This is a genomic window from Moraxella sp. CTOTU47616, from assembly GCF_032017465.1.
GTDB classification, from domain to species: Bacteria; Pseudomonadota; Gammaproteobacteria; order Pseudomonadales; family Moraxellaceae; genus Faucicola; species Faucicola tetraodonis.
The window spans coordinates 18,473-42,742 of sequence record NZ_DALZPU010000006.1; the positions used below are offsets into that span (position 1 = coordinate 18,473).

General features: G+C 45.0%; 18 protein-coding genes and 1 pseudogene. 4 read left to right on the top strand and 15 right to left on the bottom strand.

Going from position 1 to position 24,270, the window contains the following annotated elements:
• The first annotated feature begins 223 nt into the window (after nucleotides 1-223).
• A complete protein-coding gene (gene ettA, locus RTS10_RS07980) occupies nucleotides 224-1,885 on the top strand; it encodes an energy-dependent translational throttle protein EttA (protein WP_060995255.1) in 1,662 nt (553 codons plus the stop codon).
• A 111-nt stretch (nucleotides 1,886-1,996) separates the two neighbouring features.
• Nucleotides 1,997-2,626, top strand: a complete 630-nt coding sequence (locus tag RTS10_RS07985; RefSeq protein ID WP_312523774.1) for a hypothetical protein — start codon at nucleotides 1,997-1,999, stop codon at nucleotides 2,624-2,626.
• 69 nt (nucleotides 2,627-2,695) lie between these two features.
• Here the strand turns inward: RTS10_RS07985 and serA are convergent, their stop codons facing one another.
• Nucleotides 2,696-3,928, bottom strand: a complete 1,233-nt coding sequence (gene serA / locus RTS10_RS07990) for a phosphoglycerate dehydrogenase (RefSeq protein WP_138017899.1) — start codon at nucleotides 3,926-3,928, stop codon at nucleotides 2,696-2,698.
• A gap of 219 nt (nucleotides 3,929-4,147) precedes the next feature.
• Here serA and RTS10_RS07995 point away from each other — a divergent pair, with 219 nt between their 5' ends.
• Nucleotides 4,148-5,557, top strand: coding sequence for an FAD-binding oxidoreductase (locus RTS10_RS07995; protein WP_257619716.1), 1,410 nt, complete (start codon nucleotides 4,148-4,150; stop codon nucleotides 5,555-5,557).
• Between the two features lie 70 nt (nucleotides 5,558-5,627).
• Here RTS10_RS07995 and RTS10_RS08000 read toward each other — a convergent pair whose 3' ends face one another.
• The 7 genes from RTS10_RS08000 to purL form a co-directional block, all read right to left on the bottom strand.
• Nucleotides 5,628-6,278, bottom strand: a complete 651-nt coding sequence (locus tag RTS10_RS08000) for an LOG family protein (protein ID WP_156652272.1) — start codon at nucleotides 6,276-6,278, stop codon at nucleotides 5,628-5,630.
• A gap of 390 nt (nucleotides 6,279-6,668) precedes the next feature.
• Nucleotides 6,669-9,062, bottom strand: coding sequence for an ATP-binding protein (locus RTS10_RS08005; protein ID WP_312539894.1), 2,394 nt, complete (start codon nucleotides 9,060-9,062; stop codon nucleotides 6,669-6,671).
• A gap of 347 nt (nucleotides 9,063-9,409) precedes the next feature.
• The gene (locus tag RTS10_RS08010; RefSeq protein ID WP_312116723.1) at nucleotides 9,410-9,934 is read right to left on the bottom strand and encodes a TPM domain-containing protein; all 525 of its coding nucleotides are present in this window, start codon (nucleotides 9,932-9,934) and stop codon (nucleotides 9,410-9,412) included.
• A 155-nt stretch (nucleotides 9,935-10,089) separates the two neighbouring features.
• Nucleotides 10,090-11,385: a TPM domain-containing protein gene (locus RTS10_RS08015; protein ID WP_312539895.1), complete on the bottom strand. Its 1,296-nt coding sequence runs from the start codon at nucleotides 11,383-11,385 to the stop codon at nucleotides 10,090-10,092.
• Between the two features lie 190 nt (nucleotides 11,386-11,575).
• Complete coding sequence (locus RTS10_RS08020) at nucleotides 11,576-12,310, bottom strand: LemA family protein (protein ID WP_219332004.1); 735 nt, start codon at nucleotides 12,308-12,310, stop codon at nucleotides 11,576-11,578.
• Between the two features lie 245 nt (nucleotides 12,311-12,555).
• Nucleotides 12,556-13,251 (bottom strand): YceI family protein, encoded by a 696-nt coding sequence (locus RTS10_RS08025; protein WP_219332005.1) that lies wholly within the window; start codon nucleotides 13,249-13,251, stop codon nucleotides 12,556-12,558.
• Nucleotides 13,252-13,540: 289 nt separating this feature from the next.
• On the bottom strand, nucleotides 13,541-17,536 hold the full coding sequence (gene purL / locus RTS10_RS08030) for a phosphoribosylformylglycinamidine synthase (protein WP_312539896.1): 3,996 nt from the start codon (nucleotides 17,534-17,536) through the stop codon (nucleotides 13,541-13,543).
• A gap of 350 nt (nucleotides 17,537-17,886) precedes the next feature.
• Here purL and RTS10_RS08035 point away from each other — a divergent pair, with 350 nt between their 5' ends.
• Complete coding sequence (locus RTS10_RS08035) at nucleotides 17,887-18,393, top strand: pyridoxamine 5'-phosphate oxidase family protein (RefSeq protein ID WP_312539897.1); 507 nt, start codon at nucleotides 17,887-17,889, stop codon at nucleotides 18,391-18,393.
• A gap of 123 nt (nucleotides 18,394-18,516) precedes the next feature.
• Here RTS10_RS08035 and pgsA read toward each other — a convergent pair whose 3' ends face one another.
• The 7 genes and pseudogenes from pgsA to RTS10_RS08070 all read right to left on the bottom strand — a co-directional run bounded on the left by pgsA (nucleotide 18,517) and on the right by RTS10_RS08070 (nucleotide 24,267).
• The gene (pgsA, locus tag RTS10_RS08040) at nucleotides 18,517-19,191 is read right to left on the bottom strand and encodes a CDP-diacylglycerol--glycerol-3-phosphate 3-phosphatidyltransferase (RefSeq protein WP_312539898.1); all 675 of its coding nucleotides are present in this window, start codon (nucleotides 19,189-19,191) and stop codon (nucleotides 18,517-18,519) included.
• A gap of 632 nt (nucleotides 19,192-19,823) precedes the next feature.
• Nucleotides 19,824-20,561, bottom strand: a complete 738-nt coding sequence (locus RTS10_RS08045) for a sulfite exporter TauE/SafE family protein (protein WP_312539899.1) — start codon at nucleotides 20,559-20,561, stop codon at nucleotides 19,824-19,826.
• A 6-nt stretch (nucleotides 20,562-20,567) separates the two neighbouring features.
• Nucleotides 20,568-21,059 carry a molybdenum cofactor biosynthesis protein MoaE gene (locus RTS10_RS08050; protein ID WP_312539900.1) on the bottom strand — a complete coding sequence of 164 codons (492 nt, stop codon included), beginning with the start codon at nucleotides 21,057-21,059 and terminating at the stop codon, nucleotides 20,568-20,570.
• A gap of 37 nt (nucleotides 21,060-21,096) precedes the next feature.
• Nucleotides 21,097-21,360 (bottom strand): molybdopterin converting factor subunit 1, encoded by a 264-nt coding sequence (gene moaD, locus RTS10_RS08055; protein WP_144918644.1) that lies wholly within the window; start codon nucleotides 21,358-21,360, stop codon nucleotides 21,097-21,099.
• Nucleotides 21,347-21,844, bottom strand: coding sequence for a cyclic pyranopterin monophosphate synthase MoaC (gene moaC, locus RTS10_RS08060; RefSeq protein WP_309575055.1), 498 nt, complete (start codon nucleotides 21,842-21,844; stop codon nucleotides 21,347-21,349). The genes moaD and moaC overlap by 14 nt, the downstream gene beginning before the upstream one ends.
• A 129-nt stretch (nucleotides 21,845-21,973) precedes the next feature.
• Nucleotides 21,974-22,981 (bottom strand): annotated as a pseudogene (gene moaA / locus RTS10_RS08065) (GTP 3',8-cyclase MoaA); the annotation flags it as partial.
• The gene (locus tag RTS10_RS08070; RefSeq protein WP_312539961.1) at nucleotides 22,981-24,267 is read right to left on the bottom strand and encodes a molybdopterin molybdotransferase MoeA; all 1,287 of its coding nucleotides are present in this window, start codon (nucleotides 24,265-24,267) and stop codon (nucleotides 22,981-22,983) included. The gene RTS10_RS08070 and the pseudogene moaA, both read right to left, overlap by 1 nt.
• Nucleotides 24,268-24,270 lie beyond the last annotated feature (3 nt).

Here is a 24,270-nt window from a genome sequence, read left to right on the forward strand (position 1 = left end):
GGTTATTTACCATTTGATAGTAGCACAGCCACTGTCCATGACTTGTAAAAGTTTTTGCCTATTCGGTATGGGGTTTGCAAATGATTTTCCCTAGGCTTTTGCCTTGCCCCACCCCGTTAACAATGCGATAATAAGCGGTTAAATCTTACCATTTTTCAAATTTTTTGGCGTGGATGATACGCCTTACCTTCACTTGCTATTAGCTAACTTAAACAGGAAGAACATGGCTCAATATATTTATACCATGAACAAGGTATCAAAAATTGTTCCACCCAAACGGGAAATCCTAAAAGACATTAGCTTGTCTTTTTTCCCCGGTGCAAAAATCGGCGTGCTGGGTCTCAACGGTGCCGGTAAATCAACACTTCTTAAAATCATGGCAGGCGTGGACACCGAGTATAACGGTGAAGCGCGTGCGCAAGCGGGTATCAAGATTGGCTACCTTGCCCAAGAACCGCAGCTAGACCCTGCCAAAGACGTGCGTGGCAATGTGGAAGACGGTGTGCGTGAAGCCTTAGATGCATTGGCGCGCCTTGATGAAATCTATGGTGAATATGCGCTACCCGATGCCGACTTTGACAAACTTGCCGCCGAACAAGGCAAGATGGAAGACATCATCCAAGCATGGGACGCCCATAACCTAAACAACCAGTTAGAAAAAGCCGCCGATGCGCTGCGCCTACCCGCGTGGGATGCTGACGTGAGCAAATTATCGGGTGGTGAAAAACGCCGCGTCGCCCTTTGCCGTCTATTGCTATCCAAACCTGATATGCTGTTACTGGACGAACCAACGAACCACTTGGATGCCGAATCAGTCGCTTGGCTTGAGCATTTCTTAAAAGACTATAGCGGCACTATTGTAGCGATTACCCATGACCGCTATTTCCTTGATAACGTTGCCGAGTGGATTTTGGAGCTTGACCGTGGCTATGGTTACCCTTACCAAGGTAACTACACCGAATGGCTTGAGCAAAAAAATAAACGCCTAGAGCAAGAGCAAAAGCAAGAAGAAGCCTTTGCCAAAGCGCTGAAACAAGAGCTTGAATGGGTGCGTAAAAACCAAAAAGGTCAGCAAGCCAAGTCCAAATCTCGCTTGCAACGCTTTGAAGAGTTGAACTCCAAAGAGTTCCAACAGCGTAACGAAACTGCCGAAATCTACATTCCACCAGGACCACGTCTTGGCAACAAAGTCATTGAAGTCAACAACATCAGTAAATCATTTGGTGACCGTTTGCTATACGAAAACCTATCCTTCACTGTACCTCCGATGGCGATTGTGGGGATTATCGGACCCAATGGTGCAGGTAAAACCACGTTATTTAATATGATTACAGGTAAAGATAAGCCAGATACAGGCACAGTTGAAGTCGGTGAATCAGTGAAAGTGGCGTATGTCGGACAGGTGCGTGATGAGCTAGACGACAAAAAAACCGTGTGGGAAGAGGTCTCCGACGGTCTTGATATGATTACCGTGGGCGAATACACCACGCCTAGCCGTGCCTATATCGGACGCTTTAACTTTAAAGGTCAAGACCAACAAAAACTGGTCGGCAGCCTGTCGGGTGGTGAGCGTAACCGTCTGCAACTTGCCAAAACCTTAAAGCAAGGGGCAAACGTGCTGTTACTCGATGAGCCATCAAACGACCTTGATGTTGAGACGTTGCGCGCGCTTGAAGATGCGGTGGAAGTGTTCCCAGGTACGGTGATGGTGGTGTCGCATGACCGCTGGTTCTTAGACCGTATTGCCACCCATATTTTGGCGTTTGAGGATGAAGGTCCGATTTGGTTTGATGGTAACTACTCGGAGTTTGAAACATATCGCAAAAAACAGTTGGGCGCGGATGCCGAGCCAAAACGCATGAAATATAAAAAGATTGCGAAGTAATGCTTATTTAAGCCTGAGAAATTATCCAATCTTATTGGATGTGTCTGGATAATTTCTCAATAATTGTCAATAAACCTTTGACTTTTGACTTCATGCTACAATGGGGGTTTAATGGGTTTTAAATCTAATGCAATTAATGAGTTAAAGACTAATTTTATTGGTATATCGGTTGGAGTCGCATCTCTAATTTTTGGCATTATTACATGGCTATTATCTCAGTTACAAGCAAATTCATCATCTCAAGTAACAGACCCTGGGAACCTTTCCGCAGCTTTTAATGTTAGTAATATGATGGTTAGTATGGCGTTCTTTTTGTTTGTGACAACATTTGCGTCAACTCTTTCTAGATTATCAGCTAAAATTAATGGTTTTTTTGCATTTTTTATTTCTATAATTTTAGCAACTTTATCAATATTTTTAAGTTATATCTTTTTAAATCTTAATCCACCCAAAATTTTAGATAGTGTCAGTTTGCATAATTTGAATAATATTTTATTTTATGCAACTATGGTTCTTTTCACAGCTATTTGTGGAAAATCTTTTGGAGCATTTATGGCTAGACCTACTAGTAATATGGAAAATGATTCTGAAACAAGCGACAATGAAATAATGGGTGGTGTACTGTTAGCTTTATTCGTATTGTATTTATGGGGACAGATGGTGGATTACGGACAAAATACACTGATAAAAAGTTTTCTTCCTGAAAACTGGCAACCAATAGCTGAAGTAGAAAAAAAATAATAATAATTATTTAAGAACTAAAATAAAAAACCAACTTTGATAAGTTGGTTTTTTATTCAGATTTAAAAATTAAAACAACACCCGCACCCGAATGGTTTCTGGGATATTTTTGAGTGCTTCAACCGCTTGCGCAGAATCGCCGCTACCCACATCCATCACCAAATACCCCACATCTTCTTCCGTCATCAGGCTTTGAGCAAAAATATTGATATTGGCATCGGCAAAGGATTTGTTAATCTGTGACAACACGCCAGGCACGTTTTGGTGAATATGTAGCAGACGATGCGTGCCTTCTTTTTGCGGCATACTAACATTTGGGAAATTCACTGAGGTTGCGGTATCACCCATATCAGAATAACGCACAAATTTTTCTGCCACTTCAAGACCGATATTGGCTTGGGCTTCTTGGGTTGAGCCACCGATATGCGGTGTCAAAATCACATTGTCAAACGCGCGCAGTGGTGATTCAAATTCTTCATCCGCTGATTTTGGTTCTTTGGGGAAAACGTCAATCGCCGCGCCCAAGATATGACCGCTTTGTAAGGCTGCCGCCAGCGCATCAATATCCACACATTTGCCACGCGCCGCATTAATAAGATGCGCGCCTGGTTTCATGGCCGCCAATTCTGTGGCGGTAATCATATTACGCGTACTTGGCAAATCTGGCACATGCAGGGTGACCACATCGGCTTTACCAAGCAGTTCTTCTAGGCTTCCCACTTGGGTGGCGTTGCCCAGTGGCAATTTGGTGACCACATCATGATAGATGACTTTCATACCAAGGCTTTCAGCGAGTACCGATAGCTGAGTACCAATAGAGCCATAACCCACGATACCCAAAGTTTTGCCGCGCACTTCATAGCTGTCTTTGGCAGATTTGTTCCAGCCGCCACGGTGTACCACCGCGTTTTTTTCAGGGATACCGCGCATCAGCATGATGATTTCGGCAAGGACAAGCTCCGCGACAGAGCGGGTGTTAGAGTAAGGGGCGTTAAAGACAGGGATACCCAGTTCACGGGCAGCTTCCAAGTCCACTTGGTTGGTGCCAATACAAAAACAGCCAATGGCGATGAGCTTTTCGGCTTTTTCTAAAATATCGCGGGTCAAATGGGTGCGAGAACGAATGCCGATAAAATGGGCGTCTTTGATTTTTTCGCTAAGCTCTTCAGGGTCTAAGGCGGTTTTGATATTCTCAACATTGTGATAACCTGCCTCTGACAGCACTTTAAACGCATTGTCATGCAAGCCTTCAAGCATCAAAAAGCGGATTTTGTCTTTCTCAAGTGATAGATTTTGTGCCATAACAACCCCTAGTCAGTATTTTTAGTCAATTATCCTATCACACTTGCCGGGTTTTTTGTGGTGAAATTCCCGCAAGATGGCATGATTTTTTTGTCTTATGGGTAAAAAATTCTTCATCAATCGCCAGTGTTTTTGTCAAAATTTATGCCGTTAGTTATGCTATGATAGAGCCTCAAAAACCTTTTCAATCTGTCTAAAAATATGGGTAAAAGCCACACCATGACTGCTAATCAGACCGCCATCAATACGCTCATTGAACAACTACGCCAGCAAGGATTTGACGACAGCCAAATCAAAACCGATGCGGACAGTTTGGGCTTTTGGGGCAAAGATTGGACCAAGCATTTTGAACCCAATGCCAGCGCCATTGTCTTCCCAAAATCCACCCAGCAAGTGCAAGCCATCGTCAAGCTATGTAATACGCTAAACATCGTCATTACCCCAAGCGGTGGTCGTACCGGTCTATCTGCAGGGGCGGTTGCCGCCAATGGCGAGGTGGTAATTAGCCTTGATAAAATGCACCAAGTATTGGGCTTCTACCCTGCAGACCGTATGGTGGAAGTGGAAGCCGGTATTGTCACCAAAGCGCTGCAAGACTTTGCTGACAGTCAAGGGTTATACTATCCGGTGGACTTTGCGTCAGCCGGTTCAAGCCAGCTTGGTGGCAATATTGGCACCAATGCCGGCGGTATCAAAGTCATCAAATACGGCATGACCCGCAACTGGATATTAGGTCTTACCGTAGTGACAGGTAAAGGCGATATTTTGCATTTGAACAAAGGCATGATAAAAAATGCCACCGGTTATGACTTGCGTCATTTGTTTATTGGGGCAGAAGGTACCTTAGGCATTGTCACTGAAGTGCAAGTCAAACTAGAGCGTCAGCCCAAGAACCTAACTGTCATGGTGCTTGGTGTGCCAGAGTTTGCCAATATCATGCAAATCTTGTCAGCCTTTCAAAGCAAAATGGATTTGACCGCGTTTGAATTTTTTGATCATGTCGCAGTTGATAAATTACTTGCCACAGGGCATGTACAAAAACCGTTTGAAACCGATGCGCCGTTTTATGCCTTACTAGAATTTGAAGCGGCCTACGAGCCGATTATGGACATGGCGATGCAGATTTTTGAAGACTGTATGAGCGAAGGCTGGGTGCTTGATGGGGTGATGAGCCAATCGATTCACCAAGCCCAAGAGCTATGGAAACTGCGCGAGTATATCTCCGAGACCATCTCGGTATTTACCCCGTACAAAAATGACATCTCCGTGCTCATCAGCCGCGTGCCAGAGTTTATCGCGGATATCGATGCCATTGTTAGCCAAAACTATCCGGATTTTCAAGTGTGCTGGTTTGGGCATATCGGCGATGGTAATTTACACTTAAATATTTTAAAACCAGAAAACCTTAGCAAAGACGAATTTTTTGAAAAATGCCAAGTGGTCAACAAGTACGTGTTTGAAACGGTGCAAAAATACAATGGCTCTATCTCAGCGGAGCATGGCGTGGGTATGACCAAAAAGCCGTATCTTAATTATACCCGTCCTGACGAAGAAATTGATTATTTACGCGCCATCAAGCAAGTCTTTGACCCCAATGGGATTATGAATCGTGGTAAGATTTTCGACTAGACAAGATTGATAAAAAAAAAGATACAAAAAAAGACCTTTAATTGAGGTCTTTTTTTTGTCGCTAACAAGGTTAGATTTTATTCACATTCAGCGTGTCCGGCATATTGACAATCGGTTTGAGTAGTTCAATGGCCTCGGCGACAGTATTACAAACGATTAATCGCTGTAAATCTTCTGGTTTCATAAAACCTTGCTCAGCGGTAAAGTGTAAATGTTCAACCAATTTGTCATAAAAACCATTGATATTGAGAATAATCATCGGTTTTTCATGTTGATATAGCTGTCGCCAAGTGGCAATTTCCATGATTTCCTCAAGGGTGCCAAGCCCACCTGGCAAGGTGATAAAGGCACTGGCGTACTCTGCCATGATGGCTTTACGGGTATGCATGGTATCGGTCAAATGCAGACGCGTCAGCCCACCATGCGCCACTTCTCTATCCATCATAAATTCAGGAATCACGCCCACGGCAATGCCGTTTTTTTCAATTACACCATCGGCAACCGCGCCCATACAGCCAATCACCGCACCGCCATACACCAGACCTAACCCCGCTTCAACCAACCCCCTACCCAACTCATGCGCCGATTGGACATAGACAGGGTCATTGCCTTTGCGAGAGCCGCAATACACAGCGACTAAGGGAACATCAATATCATGAAGTTTGACAATTTGTGCAATATCGCTCATTTCTTTACTAGTAATAATATCTACGGGTGTCATGCATTTTCCTTTTAATGTGTTGTCATTATAGGTCAATCATCCTACAAATTCGTGAACGCATCCTAGGCGCAGCGTATCTCATTTTGGCTACATTTGGCGCATAGGCATTATAATTGGTGCAGTTGGCGAAAAATAAAGCAATGGCTGTTAAAAAGCCATCAATGAAAGGCTGCACAAGATAGCTTTGATAAGAAAGGCTTGATAATAAAATAAGGCTATCAAAAACCATCAAGTAGATATCCTAATAAGTATGATGGGCATCAGCGATGCCATTGCCACTGGCATAGATGTTGGCGAGAAAATATTGGGCTTGCTGTTCGTATTCAGACGTTGAGGTCATACCGCATTCCGCGAAATTTGATGGGGTCAAAAGGTTTATATTGCGTCTGTTTATAGCGGCTGATACAACACGCCGACCAACAACACCGTGATATCCTTCGCTGCTGGGGCAATCTGTACCGTATCAAGTGCTATTGACTGAGCATCATACGTGGTTGCTAAGGTGTCGATTTGGCTTTGTAACTGCTGCCCAATGCTGTCTAACTCCTGCTGCAGCTGCTGACGAATCACATCAAGCTCTGCGACGGTTTGTTTGTTGGCATTGATATCGCCCACCGAGTTCATGGCACGTTTGACGTTATTGATATTGGTCTGTGACAACGCTTTACGCCCCATAAACGCGCCTAAGACCGCAGAGCCAATACTGACCCCTGCATCAAGCCAGCCTTTGCTCGATTCAGCGGCTTGTTGTTGGTATTTTTCATTGGCGGCTTGCAGTTTTTTGGCTAGCGCGTCTTGTTTTTTAGCAAAGCTATCTCGCAGCTGGGCAATGGCGATATCACGCTGTTCATGCAGCGGTACGATGAGCCGATTGCGGAAGGCGTCTTCGCTCTCTGCCACTTCGCTATACAGCTTTAAACTATCGACATACCACAGATTTAACACTTGCTGCTGACGGATGGCTTCTTTCACCGCTTTTTCCCAAGTTCTCCATGATGCCTTGTCGAGCGCTTGGGTAGGCAATTGTTTGAGCACAGCGGGTTGGTGCGGAGCCGATTGTAACTGCTCAAAGGTCAAATCACTTAAAATCGCTTGATGCCAATCTACCACCAACGGCGGCTCACCAAATGCGGTGGTTAATAATAGCTGCTGCTGACTTTGGGCGCCTGATTTTTTGTCATTAAAAAATACCCGCGCATAGGCAAAGGCAGTAGGCTCATAGAAGGTTTGCCCATCGCCCGCCATGTCTTTGGGGGCATAATACAAGCCCACATCTTTGGGCAAGGCCGGCGGCTGACTTATGGTGCTTGCTAATAGATTGATGGCAGGCGTGGTGGCTTGAGCTTGCGCTGGGTCGGTAGGGGCAGCGGCTTGGTTATTGGCTTTGAGCTGTGCTATGGCTTGTTTGCTAAGTGGTCCTGATAAGTAGTTGAGCGTGAAGCGGGTGCTAAAAATCAGAGGGCTGGCGTCATGCACATTGTGCAGCAAAAATTGGCGTTTACCGAGTTTATCAAACCACGCATTGAGCGCCGCTTTGTCCAGTCCACTGCTGCCGCTGGCAGAGAGCAAGCCATCCATCACCCGTTCACGGTCTTGGGCAGTCTGCAACCGTCCGATAAACCAAGTACCCGCGTTGGATAAGGCTTTGTAGTCCAAGTCCACTGGGTTTTGGGTCGATAACACAATCCCCAAACCAAATGCACGCGCTTGTTTTAGTAGGGTCAATAGCAATACTTTGGTCGGTGGATTGCCAATCGGCGGTAGATAGCCAAATACTTCATCCATGTACAAAATTGCCCGCAAGGTTGAGGTGCCTTGCTGACGGCGCATCCAGCCCAATAAATTGGTGAGCAACAAGGTGACAAAAAATAAACGCTCATCATCGGATAGATGGGCAATATTGAGCACACTGGTTTGTGCTTTGCCATTTTTATCATAAAACAGTGCGCCAGCATCCAGCGGCATGCCTTTAAGCCAGCTAGCAAAACTCGGTGATGCCAAAAGCGTATTGAGCTTCATCGCCAGTGCGCCACGGTCTTTATCCGCAAATACTTGTGACAGCGGCAGGATGCCGATTTTGTCAAACGCTGGCGTTTGGATTTGGGTAATCAAATCCACCAAGGTTAAAGTTTGGTTGTTATCCCAGGCGTTTTTAAGTAGCTGTGCCAAGAACACATGCTCGGGCGCAAGGTTATCCCCATCGATTTTTAATAGCACCAACAGTGCCGACACTGTCGCATCGATATACTCAGCATAGCTTTCGCCATCATTTTTGACACTATCGGGCGGCGGCACGAGATTGCCAAGTAGGGCAATCGGTAAGCCATTCTCGCTACCTGGGGTATAGACGCTAACGCGATTGGCGGCTTTGAGTGCTTGCACACGCTCCGGGGTTTGAAAACTGTTGCCAAGCCCTTGTTGCCAGTTGTCTGCGGTTTTCTTGGCAAACTCTGCCACGCTCATACCCGCTTGACTTGCCATGCCGCTATCAATCCATGGCTCAAAGTCACTGGCTGCCAAATTTGGAAACGTCAATGCCAAATTGCCCAAGTCACCTTTGGGGTCAATCGCAATCACCGGAATATTATCCAGCGCAGCTTCTTCCAGTAAGCTAATCCCCAAACCCGTCTTACCCGAGCCCGTCATCCCGATAATCACCGCGTGGGTTGTTAAGTCAGCTGCATCATATAGGGTTGCTTGACCTTGTGTAGACTCTGGGTACACGTCTTGACCGAGATAAAATTGACCGATACTATCAGGAATATTATTGGTGAGCGTTGGCATGGGATTCCCTCAAAATTTTTATAAGTAATGATTTATCGTTAACATGACGACTGGTCTAATTGCCTAATTGTCTAACTGCGTAATTGTCTAACAAGCTGAGTGGCAGTATGTCGGTTTCATTATATGTAAAATTTTATCATTTCGCCTAGCAAAATTTGTCGATTCCTTTATCGAGCCTTCAATCAATTTTTTAGCACAGCAAAGATAATCCTCAATAATTCTTGATACCAAATTTTGAAGTTTACCCGCTTACTGTTGGGTCTTAAAAGCTGAGCAATAAAAAAAGCGATGGGTAACATCGCTTTTGGTAGGATTGCATCATCGCACTATGCTAATTAAGTTTAAAACTACTTTATAAAAATCATCTTGTCAGCGATTTCGTTGCCGCTTGGGTCATTGTCTAATTGGTAATATTGACGAAGCAATTGCCCCACATCGCCCAATAGCGCAACCAAGCTATCAATGTGTCGATTGGCTTTAATACCTTCGATAGCCTTGTCGCACATCGCTTGCCACATGGTTGGCATCACATGGCTATTGATGCCTCTATCGGCGACAATCTCCAGACACCGCTCACAGATATTAAGATACACCAATACCCCAGTATTATCCTGCGTATCCCAGACGCGATAATCCCCAAAAACTTCGATCGCTCTGTCTCGGCTGTTTTGTAGCCGTGCGGACGAAATGGGCAAATGATTCTCAATCACTAACACCACTTCGCCGCGATGCCCTTGCTCAGCTTCGGTAATTGCTTGATTTAGCTGTTGTTGGGCAGTAGGTGTTAACCACCGATTGTGCAGGCTAGGTATAAACGCAACTTGACGCCACCATCTAGCCCAACTTGGCACAGTGGAAGTCACTGTCGCCATCGGCGAGGTGTAAGCAATGGTTTCTTCGTTGGCACCATTCGTTGCTGTTATTGGGTCATTTGTGCTCATGAAAATTCCATAAAAAATAATGAAGTATATAGTTGATGATAAGGGGTAAATTTAAAATAATTTTTTAATAACTAGCCGATTACTGACTACCAGTCACCACCAGCGCCGCCGCCGCCAAAGCCGCCACCGCCGCCACTAAATCCACCACCGCCAAAGCCGCCGCCACCAAATCCACCGCCGCCAAAGCCGCCACCCGGTAGGAAGACAACCCCACCGCCGCCTCTGCCACCGCGACCACCACCGCCACCTCGAAATAGCAAAAATAAAAAGACAATAAATGCGACAAACATACTGCCCAATAAGCCTGCACCAAAGATTGTACCAAGCGTTACAATGCCACCTGCCGTAGCAATCGAACCAAAAAAGCGCCCTAATATACTGGTCAAAATCATACCAGCGACAAAGCCAAAAAAGCCTAGGAAGATAAGCGGTATTCCGCCCTCTTGATTTGACTGAGCATTGCTATTGGCATTGGTATTGACTCGATTGGCATCTGCTTGCTTTAAAATAGCCGGATCGGTTGTCAAGCGTTCTTCAATGCGATTAATCCCCGCTGTGATGCCCCCGGCATAATCACCTTGTTTAAATCTTGGGGTTATATCATCGCTAATAATGCGTTTGGCGACGGCATCAGGAATGGTACCTTCAAGACCATAGCCCGTTAAAATGTACATTTTACGGTCATTGACAGCAACAACCATCAACAGCCCTTGATCGGTGTCTTTTTTGCCCAGTTTCCAGCGGTCAGCAACCTTCATTGAATAGTCAAAAATATCCTCGCCATTGGTGGTTGGCACAATGACTACAGCTGCTTGCGCCAAACCGCGGTCATTAAGACTACGCAGTTTAGTTTCAATCGCTTGTTTATCACTGGCAGATAGAATTTTTGCTTCATCAATGACAGGGTTATTTAGGATTAGTTTATCAGCGGCAACAGAGGCTTGGGTTGACTGTTTAGGCGTCTTAGTAGTCTGGGTATTGGCGGTAGCTGTTGCCTGATTATTATTGGTCTGATTGCCAGTTGCTTGACTATTGATCCCTGGTATCGGTAGTGCATCATTGCCTAACGTCTCTTTAATTGCATCATTATTGAGTACAGCATCATTAAGCGCTTCATTGGTTTGTGCGGTTTTTGCAATCGCAACCATGTCCTCAACACTATGATCTTGTAATGTGGGCTTAGCGGTAACGGTTGCGGAATTGGCTGTCGCTGTGGCAGTTTCTGCAACGGCAGCCATAGGCATCGCAAGCCCAATGCCCATCGTCAGTGCAGTAAACGTACTCACTACTAACCGCTTGGCTAAAGAACGAGACGACAATTTTTGCGGCTGTTTATGCGAGCGATGTAAATTGGGCTGTGTCTTTACAATATTCAATGACACCTGTGTTTCCTCAAAGTATGCAATTTTTTTATTATGATGTAGTCAATTCAACAACTATTTTAAAAATTAAAAAATCAGTCTGACAATTTATGCAAATCTTATCCAATGAGCCTGCCACCGACTGATGGCAGACTATTTAAAAAAATCTTCTTCACTGTTAACCTTTAACCATACAGTTAACAATTGTGAATTAGGGTTTCGCTGTCGCGGTAGCCGAATTATTTACAGGCTGACCACCGGCATTGGCAGTGTTACCATTGTTTTGCACTGGCTGACCGCCCGCATTTGCGGTGTTGGTGGTGTTGGTATTGTTATTGCCAAAATCAACGGTTGGTGCGGTGGAGATTTGCGCCTCATTGGCCACGGTAAAGTTTGGGCGGGTATGCATACCAAACACTTTTGCGGTAATATTGGTTGGGAATTGACGTACGGTAGTGTTATAAGTTTGAACGTCTTGGATATAACGACCACGTGCCACGGTAATGCGGTTTTCGGTACCTTCAAGCTGTGCTTGCAATTCTTGGAATTGTTTATCCGCTTTTAGGTCGGGATAGCGCTCTGACACCGCCATTAGGCGCGATAACGCACCGCCCAATTGATCTTGCGCTTGTTGATAACGTTGGAAAGCCGCTGGGTCATTGAGTACATCGGCGCTCACATTGATAGTCGTCGCTTGTGAACGCGCTTGTGTGACTTGGGTTAAGGTCGCCTGTTCGTGCTGGGCATAACGCTCAACGACTTTGACCAAGTTTGGAATCAAGTCAGCACGGCGCTGGTATTGGTTGACTACTTCTGACCATGACGCGTTGATTTGCTCATCTTGCGCCTGCATAGCGTTATAACCACACCCTGTTAAATTGGCAGAACCCACCACCAACGCTGCGGCTAATAAGGTGTTTTTTACTGTAGTATTGAATGATTTCATAAGTTTTCCTCAAAAATAAATTAAATAAAGTGGTGTATAGGTTTTTGAGAAATTATGAAGCTATGTGTGGCTACTGTAAATTTACGTTTTGTATAGTGCTGTATGGTTTTGTATCAAACCGCAGCCCCATGAAACCACGCTTATAAACCCCGCTTGGCTTGGTTGAAAGATGCCCTATCAGAATGCCATAAAAAAAGACCAGCCAACGCTGATCTTTTTGATTACTTTCATTGTTTGCTAAAAAATTATTGTTGTACCGCTTCAACTTGGATATTGAGTTTGACGTCTTTAGCAAAACCCATTTTGACATAGGTATCCATGCCCCATTTGGTGCGGTCAATGGTAGTCTCAAAATCACCGCCACATACTTGCGCATTTTTCAGCATTGGGCTGTTGTAGCAATTAAATTTAGTGGCTTTTAAGCTAACTGGATTGGTTTTACCCAATAGCGTCAAGTTACCGTCAACTTTCGTTACTTTGCCATTTTTGAAATGGAATTTGGTGGATTTAAAGTTAGCGGTTGGATATTTTTCAGCATCGAAGAAATCACCACTTTTGAGATGTTTATCAAACGCTTCGCTACCCGTATTTAACGAATTAACTGGAATATCAACATTGATGCTGCCCATACGCTTGGCAGGGTTGTATTCCATGTCACCGGTTAAGCCGTAAAATCCGCCGGTATTGGTAGTCGTGCCAAAATGGTCAATGGCAAAACGTACATTGGCATGGTTTGGGTCTAGTTTGTAGCTGGTGCTGTTGCTTGGCTTAACTTTTTCTACTTTGGCGGTTTTAGGCGCTTTTGTGACCGCTGCAGGTTGAGCTGCGGCTTCACCAACTTTTTGAGTTTGACCGTTTTGCGAGATAACCAATTCTGCATTGGCAAATTGTGTGGCTAACAACGCTGTGATAGCGGCAGTGGCTAAAAGTTTACTATTCATGGGATTTTCCTCGATATATTATAAGAACTGTATGGGCTTACAAGGCATTGTTAATGAAACTTAACTTAGTCTATGTAGGATTAAGTTATTATAACATATACCTTTCTCTTGTTATCGTGTATTGTTTGTAAATTGTTGCTAGTTTTTGACCAAGCCAAGGCTTTTATCGTGATAGCTTTTATCACCCAGTCTTTATTGCCTTAGTCGGGTTAGCTTAGCTCATTAAAAAAGGACAGCTTTTGCCATCCTTTTTTAAAAAAATTATCTATGTTAACTTTTATCTTAACTCTTATCTTAAAAATGCCCGAGCATTTCTAAACATCCGCATCCACGCCCCGTCATTGTCCCACGCTTCAGGCTTCCAGCTGTGGTTATACGCCATCAAATTGCGCTCTGGGTGTGGCATCATCAAGGTCACACGCCCATCGGTGCTACAAATTCCTGTCACCCCTTGTGGTGAGCCATTTGGATTGAGCGGATAATGCTCGGTTGGTGTGCCGAGACTGTCCACATAACGCATCACAATTTGCCCATGTGCACTCATCCCTGCGATATCGGTATTGCTCAACGTAGCAAAGCCTTCGCCATGTGCTACCGCAATCGGTAGAATGCTCTCTTGCATGCCTTTTAACAGCACCGACTTGGTACGTTCAATTTTCACATTCACCGTGCGTGCTTCAAAGCGTGCTGATTTATTGGCGATAAAACGGGGGAAATTCTCTGCGCCTGGTATCAAGTCTTTAAGCTGGCTCATCATCTGACAGCCGTTACACACGCCAAGCGAGAAGGTTTCTGGTCGGGTAAAGAATCGCACAAATTGCATGCGTAATTCGTCATGGAACAGAACCGATTTTGCCCAGCCAGCACCAGCGCCAAGCACATCGCCATAACTAAAGCCGCCGCAAGCCACCAGCCCATCAAAGTCACGCAAGTTGACACGCCCTTTGAGCAAGTCACTCATATGCACATCGACGGCTTCTAGCCCTGCGCGTTTAAAGCCTGCTGCCATTTCTAGCTGACCATTCACGCCTTGCTCACGCAAAATGGCGACTTTGGGCTGTGCGCTGCGGCTATTGATGTAGGGGGCTTCAATCGCTTGGTTGAGATCATAATTAGCTTGCGCGATTAAACCTTGATGGGATTTATCACCAATCAAATCAAAGGCTTGTTGTACGCATTCGGGATTTTCACGGTTTTTGGCGATATGGTAGCTGACTTTGCTCCATTCTTGCTCAAGCTCGCTACGCTCAAAACGTAAATTTTGCGTGGCTGTTTGGATGAGTAAACTGTCCTCATCGGTGCTTTGACCGACCAAGCTTAACAGCTCGCTGACGCCTGTGGTTTCGGCAAGCGCTAACAACTGAGCCACCTGATGGGTTTTAATTTGGATCACCGCACCGAGTTCCTCAGCAAACAATTGACCGAGTAAATTATCATCAGTTAACACCAATTTTACGCCTTGACGACTGGTGAATTGCATCTCAGCGATGGTGGCAAGCAAACCGCCATCACCAATGTCATGATATGCGGTGATTAAGCCTTGGTTGTTGGCTTGCTGGATAAAGTTAAAAAAGTTAATTAAATCTTGCGGATTATCCAAATCTGGGCAAGTATCACCCAGTTGGCTTAGGGTTTGGGCAAGGATTGAGCCACCCAAGCGGAACTGACCTTTTGATAAGTCTAAGCGATAAAAGGCGGTTTCGCCAAGCGCTGAGCTGGTTAGCAATTCTGGGGTTAAGGTTTTGGTGACATCTTGCACAGGGGCAAAGGCAGTGATAATGAGCGACATGGGTGACACCACAGACTTGTTTGCTTGCTCATCTGACCAATTCGCCCGCATTGACAAGCTGTCTTTACCCACAGGAATGGCAATACCAAGTGCCGGACAAAGCGCTTCGCCCACGGCATACACCGCATCAAACAAGGCTTGGTCTTCTTTGTCTTCACCACAGGCTGCCATCCAGTTCGCCGACAAGGTAATGTCTGATAGCTTGGCGATATTCGCCCCTGCGATATTGGTAATGGCTTCGGCAACGGCAAGGCGCGCAGATGCGGCAGGATTAATCAAAGCAACTGGGGTACGCTCGCCCATACTCATGGCCTCGCCTGTCATCGGTTTGCCATCGACAGGGAGGAGAGCAGAAGCGGTAACAGCACAGTCCGCCACTGGCACTTGGTAACGTCCAACATATTGGTCACGTACTACCATACCCGTGATGGAACGATCGCCAATGCTAATTAAGAAAGATTTGCTGGCAACCGTTGGGTGACGCAGCACGTCTTTGACCGCTTCCGCCAAATCGACTTTATCAAGATTTAACGCTTGCAGTGTTGGCGTGCTACGGCTAAAGCTACGCTGCATTTTTGGCGTGCCACCAAGTAGCACTTGTAGGGGCATATCGACCGGTTGTTGGTCGCCTTTGGTGTTGAGTAACGGGTCATTGACCACCAACTCACGCACGTCAGTCGCTTCACCCAAAATCGCATACGGGCAACGCTCGCGCTCACAGATACTATCAAATAGCTCACGGCTCTGTGGGCGGATTGCCAACACATAGCGCTCTTGGGCTTCATTTGACCAAATCGCCATTGGCGACATGCCATGCTCAAGCGACGGCACTTTACGCAAGTTTAACACTGCACCAAGTTCGTGGTCATTCACAAGCTCGGGCATGGCGTTTGACAAACCCCCTGCCCCCACGTCATGAATCGACACAATCGGATTGTTATCTTCATCTGGCTGGTTTCCCGCCATTGCCCAACAGCGGTCAATGACTTCTTGACAGCGACGTTCCATCTCGGCATTGTCACGTTGCACGGACGCAAAGTCCAAGCCTTCATCAAGCTCACCACTATCCACCGAACTTGCCGCGCCACCGCCCAAGCCGATTTGCATGGCAGGACCGCCTAACACAATCAGCAAATCGCCTTGCTGAATCGGATTTTTTTCCACCAAATTGCGTTTGATATTACCGTAACCACCGGCAATCATGATGGGTTTGTGATAGCCCCGCATTTGGCTGCCATCTTGGTCTTTTGAGGTATCCAATTGAAATGAGCGAAAATAACCGACCAGATTTGGACGACCAAATTCATTGGAAAACGCCGCACTACCAAGCGGCGCTTGGGTCATGATTTCTAATGCGGACGCCATACGCGCTGGCTTGCCGTAGTCAGCAGTCGAGACTTTTCCGCTGTGCTCCCATTTTTCTGGCATATCAGGCAGCTGCAAATGCGACACATGGAATCCTGCCAATCCTGCTTTGGGTTTACCACCACGACCTGTCGCGCCCTCGTCACGGATTTCACCGCCAGAGCCTGTTGCCGCGCCTGCATACGGTGCAATCGCCGTTGGGTGATTGTGGGTTTCGACTTTCATCAAGATATCAATCGGCTCTTGGTGAAAATCGTATGCTAAATGATTGTTGTCGCTGTTTAGTAGCGGATAAAAACGCTGTCCTTCATGCCCTTTTACCACCGCGGCATTGTCTTTATAGGCAGACAAGATGTCGTTGGGATTTTGCTCGAAGGTATTTTTAATCATGCCAAACAGGGATTTTGGCTGTACTTCCCCATCAATCGTCCATTGAGCATTAAAAATCTTGTGGCGGCAATGCTCCGAGTTGGCTTGGGCAAACATCATCAGCTCAACATCGGTCGGATTGCGCTTCAGCGCATTAACATAGGCATCCATCAAGTAGTCAATATCTTGGCTCGATAACGCAAAACCAAACTCACGGTTGGCGGATTCTAACGCCTCACGCCCTTTGCCCATCACATCGACATGGTTGAGCGGTGCTGGCTCGTGGTCATCGAATAAGTGCTGAGCCTTTGCCAAATCATAAAATAGGCTTTGGGTCATGCGGTCGTACAACATCATCTCGATATCATGCGGGAGCTTTTCAGGCAAATTTTCGCCTATGAGCGTATACACCACCAAGCGCTCAACACGGTCAATCGCTATCTCACAATTGTTAAAAATATCCGTCGCTTTACTTGCCCAAGGGCTAATCGTACCAAAACGTGGGCTGACGATGATTTGCAGCGCCTGTTTATTTTCATTTTGGCTTTCATGTTGGCTTGCTTGATTAAGTGCGATTTCGTCACCATGATTGAGCAAATCTATCGCTTTTTTATAGTCGTGTTCTGCCAAATCTTTAGAAAAAATATAAACTTGCTGGCTTTTTAAGTGAGTGATTTTGAGATTGGTTTTTTGGCTAAGGGAATTTAGCAGTTTAGTGGTTTGAAAATCGGTTAAAAATGGGTATCCAGCGATGATAGTCATAGAAAGTTCCGCTTGCTTTGGGAAAAGTTGGGAAAATAACAGAAAAATTTGCGGCTATTATAGCATTAAACCCACGGGCGTATCACTTGTCTTGATGGCGATAGGCTGTGATTTCACCCTGTGTTTTTTATAAATTGCCTTTCAATTGCGTTACCTTGCGATAACATGGTTAACGGTTTTATACCAATTATTTGCAGCTTTTCGACAGACTTAAATAACAAAAGCCGATATTATCGTCCATGTTAGTGACTTTAACCCAGTTTTAACGTAACTTTTTTGCAAGCTAGTAATAAATTTTTTAGCATTAACTTTGAGACGTATAATAACCATATAATAACAAGGACATTCTCATGGCAGATCTCACCAAAGCGCAACATATTGAAAATATTAATAAAGTGATTGAAGGCGTCAAATATGCAATGATGACCACCATTACTGCAGACGAAAAACATTTACATGCGTGCCCAATGACCACTAATAAAAATGAATTAGAAAATGGTAAAATTTGGTTCATCGGCGATCGCAAATCAGAAACTATCAAAGACTTGGAAAAAAATCCACAAGTCAACTTATCTTATACCTCAAGCGACCAAAAAGACTTTGTATCTATCAATGGTACGGCTAAGCTAGTTAATGACAAAGCCAAACTAGATGAGCTTTGGAGCCCAATTTATGCGGCGTTCTATGAAAAAGGTAAAGAAGATCCTAACGTGCAAGTGATTTGTATTGAATGTAACGGCGCGCAGTATTGGTTAAGCGGTAATAAGGTGGTGGATATGTTTAAAATGGTATCCGCGGCTGTCCAAGAAGGGAAAACTGCAGAAAATATGGGTGAAAACCATGCCGTGACCTTTTAATGGTTTGCATTAAAAAATACAACCCCAGTTTTTAACTGGGGTTTTTTATGGTAAATTCTTAACTAACAATTTTTTAGAATAATCCATTTTTTTAACATCATCAGCTTTTTTTAAAGTCATCAATTAAGGCTGTTTTAGATAGGGCCATGCCGCTTTTAGATAGATAAACATTGACCATAACGTCAACACCACTGAAATGACCAATAGTAAATATCCCGTCATCTCAAGTGATTCCCAATTGAGTAGTAACACCGTAATTGCCACCATTTGAAAAGTGGTTTTCATCTTGCCCACATATGACACTGCAACGCTGGTACGATTGCCCAGCTCTGCCATCCACTCACGCAAGGCAGAGACGGCAATCTCCCGTGAAATGATAACAATCGCTGAAATCGCCATGACAATATCAGGATGCCACTGCACCAAGATAATTAGCGCGGCAGCAACCATCAGTTTATCCGCCACAGGGTCAAGAAACCGCCCAAATGCCGATGTCATATTGAGCTTGCGGGCAAAGTAGCCATCTAACCAATCGGTAATTGCCGCCAAAACAAATACAGCCGTCAATAAAAAGTGGCGTAGAAGGCTATCGCTAAACTGATACATGCCTATGTTGGCAATTGCATTGTCGCTAATGGCGCTCTGTCCAATCCCCATCGCAGGCGGCCAATAAGCAATCGCCACAAACAGCGGAATCATCACGATGCGCGCAATGGTCAAGTTGTTGGGCAGGTTAAAAATACTGCCCGAGGCAACAGGGGGGTTGGCTCTCTCGTCGGTCACTGGCTTATCGGTCATGGGATTTTTCGTTCATTCTTGTTGTAGGGCGCGGCGTAACGCTAATTTTAGTTGAAATAATTATAACGGTTCTCAAAGTAATGTCATTATTTTTTGCCCATAATGCTCATTTTTGTCATATTTTTCAACAATCAAGCCACTTTACCGTATTGATTTTATGGTATTTTTTACTAAATATGTCATTGTATAAAAAACACTTCAAAAGTAACAGGGTGTAATTAGCTAGTCAAAAATATAGACTTTTATTGTTATCATAACGTCCGACAACAATAATAATAACAATAAGAATTATTTCGCTTTTAGCAAATTTTGCTGTTATCAGATTTATTGATAGTCGGCTATTTTGTATCCAATTAATCAGTCAGAGCGTATTAATTTGCGAATTTTTTATTAATATAGCGCTTAAATAATTTTGATAAACCGCGTTTATTGTCAAAAATTTTCAGATTTTTAACACTTACTTGTGCTTTTCCTCAGCCCATTGCTCACCTCCTGCAATGGGTTTTTTTTATAGCTTAAGCATTGAAATGATTAGATGTTGCAATTCATCGTATTTTTTTAGATTGGTACTTTTTTAGATTGGTACTTTTTTAGGTTGGTGCTAGAGGCAGCGGTTGGGGTCTACATAACCGTTAAAAATTTGCCAGCATTTTCATCCCTGCAATAACTAACACCAGAGATAATAATTTATTGAGCATGGGGTCGGCAAGGCGTTTACTACCATAAGTTGCGCCAATAAAACCCCCTACACACACTGCTACAAGCCAAATTGGTAGTTGATTTGGCAGCTTTGCCCCTGTCGATAACACACCAAACAAGCCTGAAATTGAATTCACCAAAATAAACCCGGACGCTACCCCCGCGACAACTTTAGGGCTTGCCCAACGGTTAAACAATAAAATTGGACTTAAAAACACACCACCGCCCACCCCCGTCAATCCCGACAGCAACCCTAAAACCGCCCCCACGATTGCCAAAAGCCATTTTGACACCTGTTTTAATGGTTGCTCGCTGGTAAGTTTTTTGGCAAAGATAAATGAATAAATAGCCGAAAAAATCAGTACCATCCCAACAATCGGCTTATATAAATGACTGGGCAAATGGGTCATTCCCCCGATAAACGCCATCGGCACCGCGGCAATAGCAAGGGGAATAAAAATTTGCCAAGAAAAGTTTTTTGCAGAATAAAATCGCCAAAACGCAATGATTGACACCAAAATATTGAGACATAGTGCGGTAGGTTTCATCATACTTGGCGCAACGCCGACTAACCCCATCATCGCAAGATAGCCCGATGCGCCCCCATGCCCGACTGATGAATAGAGCAAGGCAGAAATAAAAAACAGCACGCTTAATACGATAGTTGTCATTGCTTATTAACCATTATTAGAAAGCCACAGACTCTCAGTACTGTCGGTATAAAATTCTTGTTTCCACACAGGGATATCCGCTTTAATCGCATCCAGTAGCCAACGACACGCATCAAATGCAGGATAACGGTGGGCAGCCACTACCCCAATCCACACCGCCATCTCACCAATCGCAAGGTCGCCAATACGGTGTATGGCAATGGCGTTTTCGATGTCAAACTGGGCTTTGGCTTGTTCAATCAGTTTTTTGCCTTGATTGAGTGCCAGTTGCTCGTAGCCGTAGTAAGTGAGTTTGCTAACAGGGCGAGCGTTATTGTGGTTACGCACCCAGCCTTCAAATGTCGCTAACGCCCCACAAGTATCGCTCATTAAGGCGTGTTTAAGCCGTCTATCGTCAATGGCTCGGTCAGTCAATGCAAAGCCGCTGGTAATCACGGTTTGGTAGGCTTGGTCTTCACTGATGCTAATGGTGGCTGAGCCTTGATGCAATGCATTCATGGTTTTCTCTATATTTTTTAAAGGGTGTATGTGATATTTAACCGCCTGCCACAGGTGGAATAAAGGCGACGATATCGCCATCTTGGAGCGGCGTTTGCCAGTTGGCAATGTGGTGATTGATTGCCACAGCAAGTTTGGTTTGGGCGAGTTTAAAACCGTAGTGTGCGCTTAATGTTTGGTAAAGCTCGGTCAAGTTATCACCGTCAAAGCGGATTGTTTCTTCATCTTTCCCTGCTTGTTCAGCAAGGCTTGCAAAGTATAAGATGGCTAAATTTTTCTCAGACGTGCTAGGTGTTGGCATAGTCGGATTTGCCCCCTGTTTTGGTGAGTAGCTTAATATCGCTGATGGTGATGTCGTGAGATAATGCTTTGGTCATGTCGTAAATCGTTAGGCAAGCCACCGACACAGCGGTTAAGGCTTCCATTTCTACGCCTGTTTTGTGGGTGACTTTGACAGTGGCAGTGACGTGGATTGAGCAGTTGTTATCATCATACTCAAAGCCGATTTTTACCCCATCGAGTGGCAGCTGGTGGCAAAGCGGAATCAGCTCGTGGGTGCGTTTGCTTGCCATGACCCCTGCGATATGCGCGGTCTGAATGATTGAGCCTTTTTTGGTGATGCCGTCGGCGGATTTTATCACTTGGTAACTGTCGCTAGGGAAAATGACTTGCCCTACGGCGGTGGCGGTGCGTTGGGTTATCGATTTGCCCGACACATCAACCATGGATATATCGCCGTGTGCGTCTAAATGTGTCAGGTCTAAGGGAGTTAATTGTGTTGTCATGTTTTGGATTTTCACCCCTCAAATGTTGCACAACATTATAGCGACGTGTACGCTTATCAAGCGGCGCTTGGATAAGCAAATTTTTCTTAAATTTGCCTATTTTATATTTTAAAAATCACCCGTCATCGATTAACCGCCAATCATCGACAAATTCGCCATGATACCACTGTCGTTTTGCTTGAGTAAATGATGCTCGGGCTTAATCGGCATTAACCTTTGCAAGGCATGAACCAATCTATCGACATCGCCATTTGCCAAAAACCCTCGCACATCATAACTGCCATTATCAAACAAACACAAATGTACTTTGCCTTGGCTACTCACTCGCAGCCGATTACAACTGTCGCAGAACTGCGGGGCATAAGGCTCAATCAGCCCAATGCCACCGACATAATCGGCATGGCGATATTCAATCGCAGGTCCTGCATCGCTTGCTCGACGTTGGGATTGCCAACCATTTTGTAATAAAAAATCTTTGATACGCTGACCACTGCTATGTTGGGCAAAAAACAAAGCTTTATTATCCGAGGTTTGCATAAACTCAATAAAACGGTAAGTAACAGGGCGATTTTTGACAAAACTTAATACAGATTGCAAGTTATCAAAGGCGGTGTCTGCCATCAAAATACCGTTGAGTTTTAGCTTAATATCGGTGGTTGCTAGCAATTTATCCATGTCTTTTAGCAGCGTTGGCAATATATCAAAGCCGGTGATTTGTTTAAAAATGGTGGGGTCAAAGCTATCAATACTGATGTTAAGCTGATTTAGCCCTGCCGTTTGCCAGTCGGCTAAATGCTTGGCAAGGCGATAGCCGTTGGAGCTGACCGCCACTGTTTGGATGCCTTGGGTCTGTTTGGCAAGTTCGATGATGCGCGGTAAATCTTGTCGAATCGATGGCTCACCCCCCGTCAGCCGCACTTTGGTGGTACCTAGTTTGGCAAAGGCTTGTATTAAAATATCAATTTCGGATACAGAAAGCTCGTTGTCAGGGCGTTTACCCGCGTTGGCAGTATAGCCATCGGGCAGACAGTAATGACAGCGAAAGTTGCAAAAATCGGTAATCGACAGGCGTAAATAGCTTAACTGGCGATGAAAATTGTCCACCAAATTTAATGAAGAATGTTGCGGAATCATCGTTAGCTAAAATTCCAACTAAACGGCTGCACCGCCACTATTTCGCCTGCTTTTACCCCTGCATTGTCTTGGGGCAATATAAGCAAGCAATTAGCGTGGCTAAGCTGTTTTACACGGTGGGAGTCTTGGGCAGATAAAGGAGTGACACTAAAACTGCCGTCTTCATTTTGGCAAAAAATCGCTCGCTGATAATCTTGGCGTCCTGCTCGCTTGTTGATGTCGTGGGTGGTTTTGGCAAACAGTTGCAGCGGTTTTGGGATGTCTGATGGTATCGCGCCCGATAGTTGCCACAGCGCGGGTTGGACAAAATTAAGGCAGCACACCACGGTAGATAGCGGATTGCCGGGTAACCCAAAATACATGACCGTTTTTTTATCTTGCTCAAATTCCCCAAATATAAAAGGTTTACCTGGTTTCATCGCCACTTTGTAATGGTGAATTTTGCCAAGCGCCTGAATGACTTGGGTTAAAAAATCATAATCACCCACCGATACACCCGCCGTAGAAATAATCACATCACATTCGACTATCGCTTGCTGAACAGTGCGGCGAGTGGTTTCAAGGTTGTCAGGGACAATGCCATAATCTTGAATCGCAATCGGCAACTGCTTTAATAACGCTTTTAGCGTGGGCGTGTTGGAATTATAAATTTGGGCAAGCGTTGCCAGCGGCTGCCCCACATCAACCAGCTCATCGCCGGTGGCAATAATGCCAACCGTGAGTATCTGAAATACCTGCACGCTATCCACGCCCAAATTGGCAAGTAAGCTGATATCGGTGGGGTTTAGGCGTTTACCAATTGTTAAAACAGTTTCGCCTGCTTGCACTTCCTCGCCTTGGCGGCGAATATTTGCGCCCACCTTAGCGGTTTGGGTCAAGCGAATGTGATAGGCCTGGGTGTTATCCAAACTGTGCTGAATGTCGCTAAGGTTGGTGTCTTCCTGCATCACCACCGTGTCGCAGTCATTTGGCACCACCGCGCCGGTAAAAATTCGCACGCCTTGATTGGGTCTTAAACGACCGTTAAAAGGTTTACCTGCCCCCGATTCACCGATGATTTCAAGTTGGCTATCGTGGTCAAGATAGCTACTCATAGCAATCGCAAAACCGTCCATGGATGATAGATTTTGGCGGGGAATATCAAAGGATGCCGCAATATCTTGGGCTAAGATGTGGTTTTGCGCCTCTAACAAACCCACTGTTGTCGTCTTTACCTCGCCCAAATGCGACGTTAAATAGTTCTCTAGGCGCTCATTAATCGCTTGTTTTAGTTCATTGACAGAAATCATCAT

Excerpts from the sequence above, each read along its gene's own strand:
- RTS10_RS08020 (WP_219332004.1), bottom strand. The coding sequence starts at position 12,310 with ATGAAATCATTCAATACTACAGTAAAAAACACCTTATTAGCCGCAGCG.
- RTS10_RS08010 (WP_312116723.1), bottom strand. The coding sequence starts at position 9,934 with ATGGCGACAGTGACTTCCACTGTGCCAAGTTGGGCTAGATGGTGGCGT.
- RTS10_RS08045 (WP_312539899.1), bottom strand. The coding sequence starts at position 20,561 with ATGACAACTATCGTATTAAGCGTGCTGTTTTTTATTTCTGCCTTGCTC.
- RTS10_RS07985 (WP_312523774.1), top strand. The coding sequence starts at position 1,997 with ATGGGTTTTAAATCTAATGCAATTAATGAGTTAAAGACTAATTTTATT.
- RTS10_RS08005 (WP_312539894.1), bottom strand. The coding sequence starts at position 9,062 with ATGCCAACGCTCACCAATAATATTCCTGATAGTATCGGTCAATTTTAT.
- moaD (WP_144918644.1), bottom strand. The coding sequence starts at position 21,360 with ATGCCAACACCTAGCACGTCTGAGAAAAATTTAGCCATCTTATACTTT.
- pgsA (WP_312539898.1), bottom strand. The coding sequence starts at position 19,191 with ATGACCGATAAGCCAGTGACCGACGAGAGAGCCAACCCCCCTGTTGCC.
- serA (WP_138017899.1), bottom strand. The coding sequence starts at position 3,928 with ATGGCACAAAATCTATCACTTGAGAAAGACAAAATCCGCTTTTTGATG.
- RTS10_RS08035 (WP_312539897.1), top strand. The coding sequence starts at position 17,887 with ATGGCAGATCTCACCAAAGCGCAACATATTGAAAATATTAATAAAGTG.
- RTS10_RS08000 (WP_156652272.1), bottom strand. The coding sequence starts at position 6,278 with ATGACACCCGTAGATATTATTACTAGTAAAGAAATGAGCGATATTGCA.
- RTS10_RS08070 (WP_312539961.1), bottom strand. The coding sequence starts at position 24,267 with ATGATTTCTGTCAATGAACTAAAACAAGCGATTAATGAGCGCCTAGAG.
- moaC (WP_309575055.1), bottom strand. The coding sequence starts at position 21,844 with ATGACAACACAATTAACTCCCTTAGACCTGACACATTTAGACGCACAC.
- ettA (WP_060995255.1), top strand. The coding sequence starts at position 224 with ATGGCTCAATATATTTATACCATGAACAAGGTATCAAAAATTGTTCCA.
- RTS10_RS07995 (WP_257619716.1), top strand. The coding sequence starts at position 4,148 with ATGACTGCTAATCAGACCGCCATCAATACGCTCATTGAACAACTACGC.
- RTS10_RS08025 (WP_219332005.1), bottom strand. The coding sequence starts at position 13,251 with ATGAATAGTAAACTTTTAGCCACTGCCGCTATCACAGCGTTGTTAGCC.
- purL (WP_312539896.1), bottom strand. The coding sequence starts at position 17,536 with ATGACTATCATCGCTGGATACCCATTTTTAACCGATTTTCAAACCACT.
- RTS10_RS08050 (WP_312539900.1), bottom strand. The coding sequence starts at position 21,059 with ATGAATGCATTGCATCAAGGCTCAGCCACCATTAGCATCAGTGAAGAC.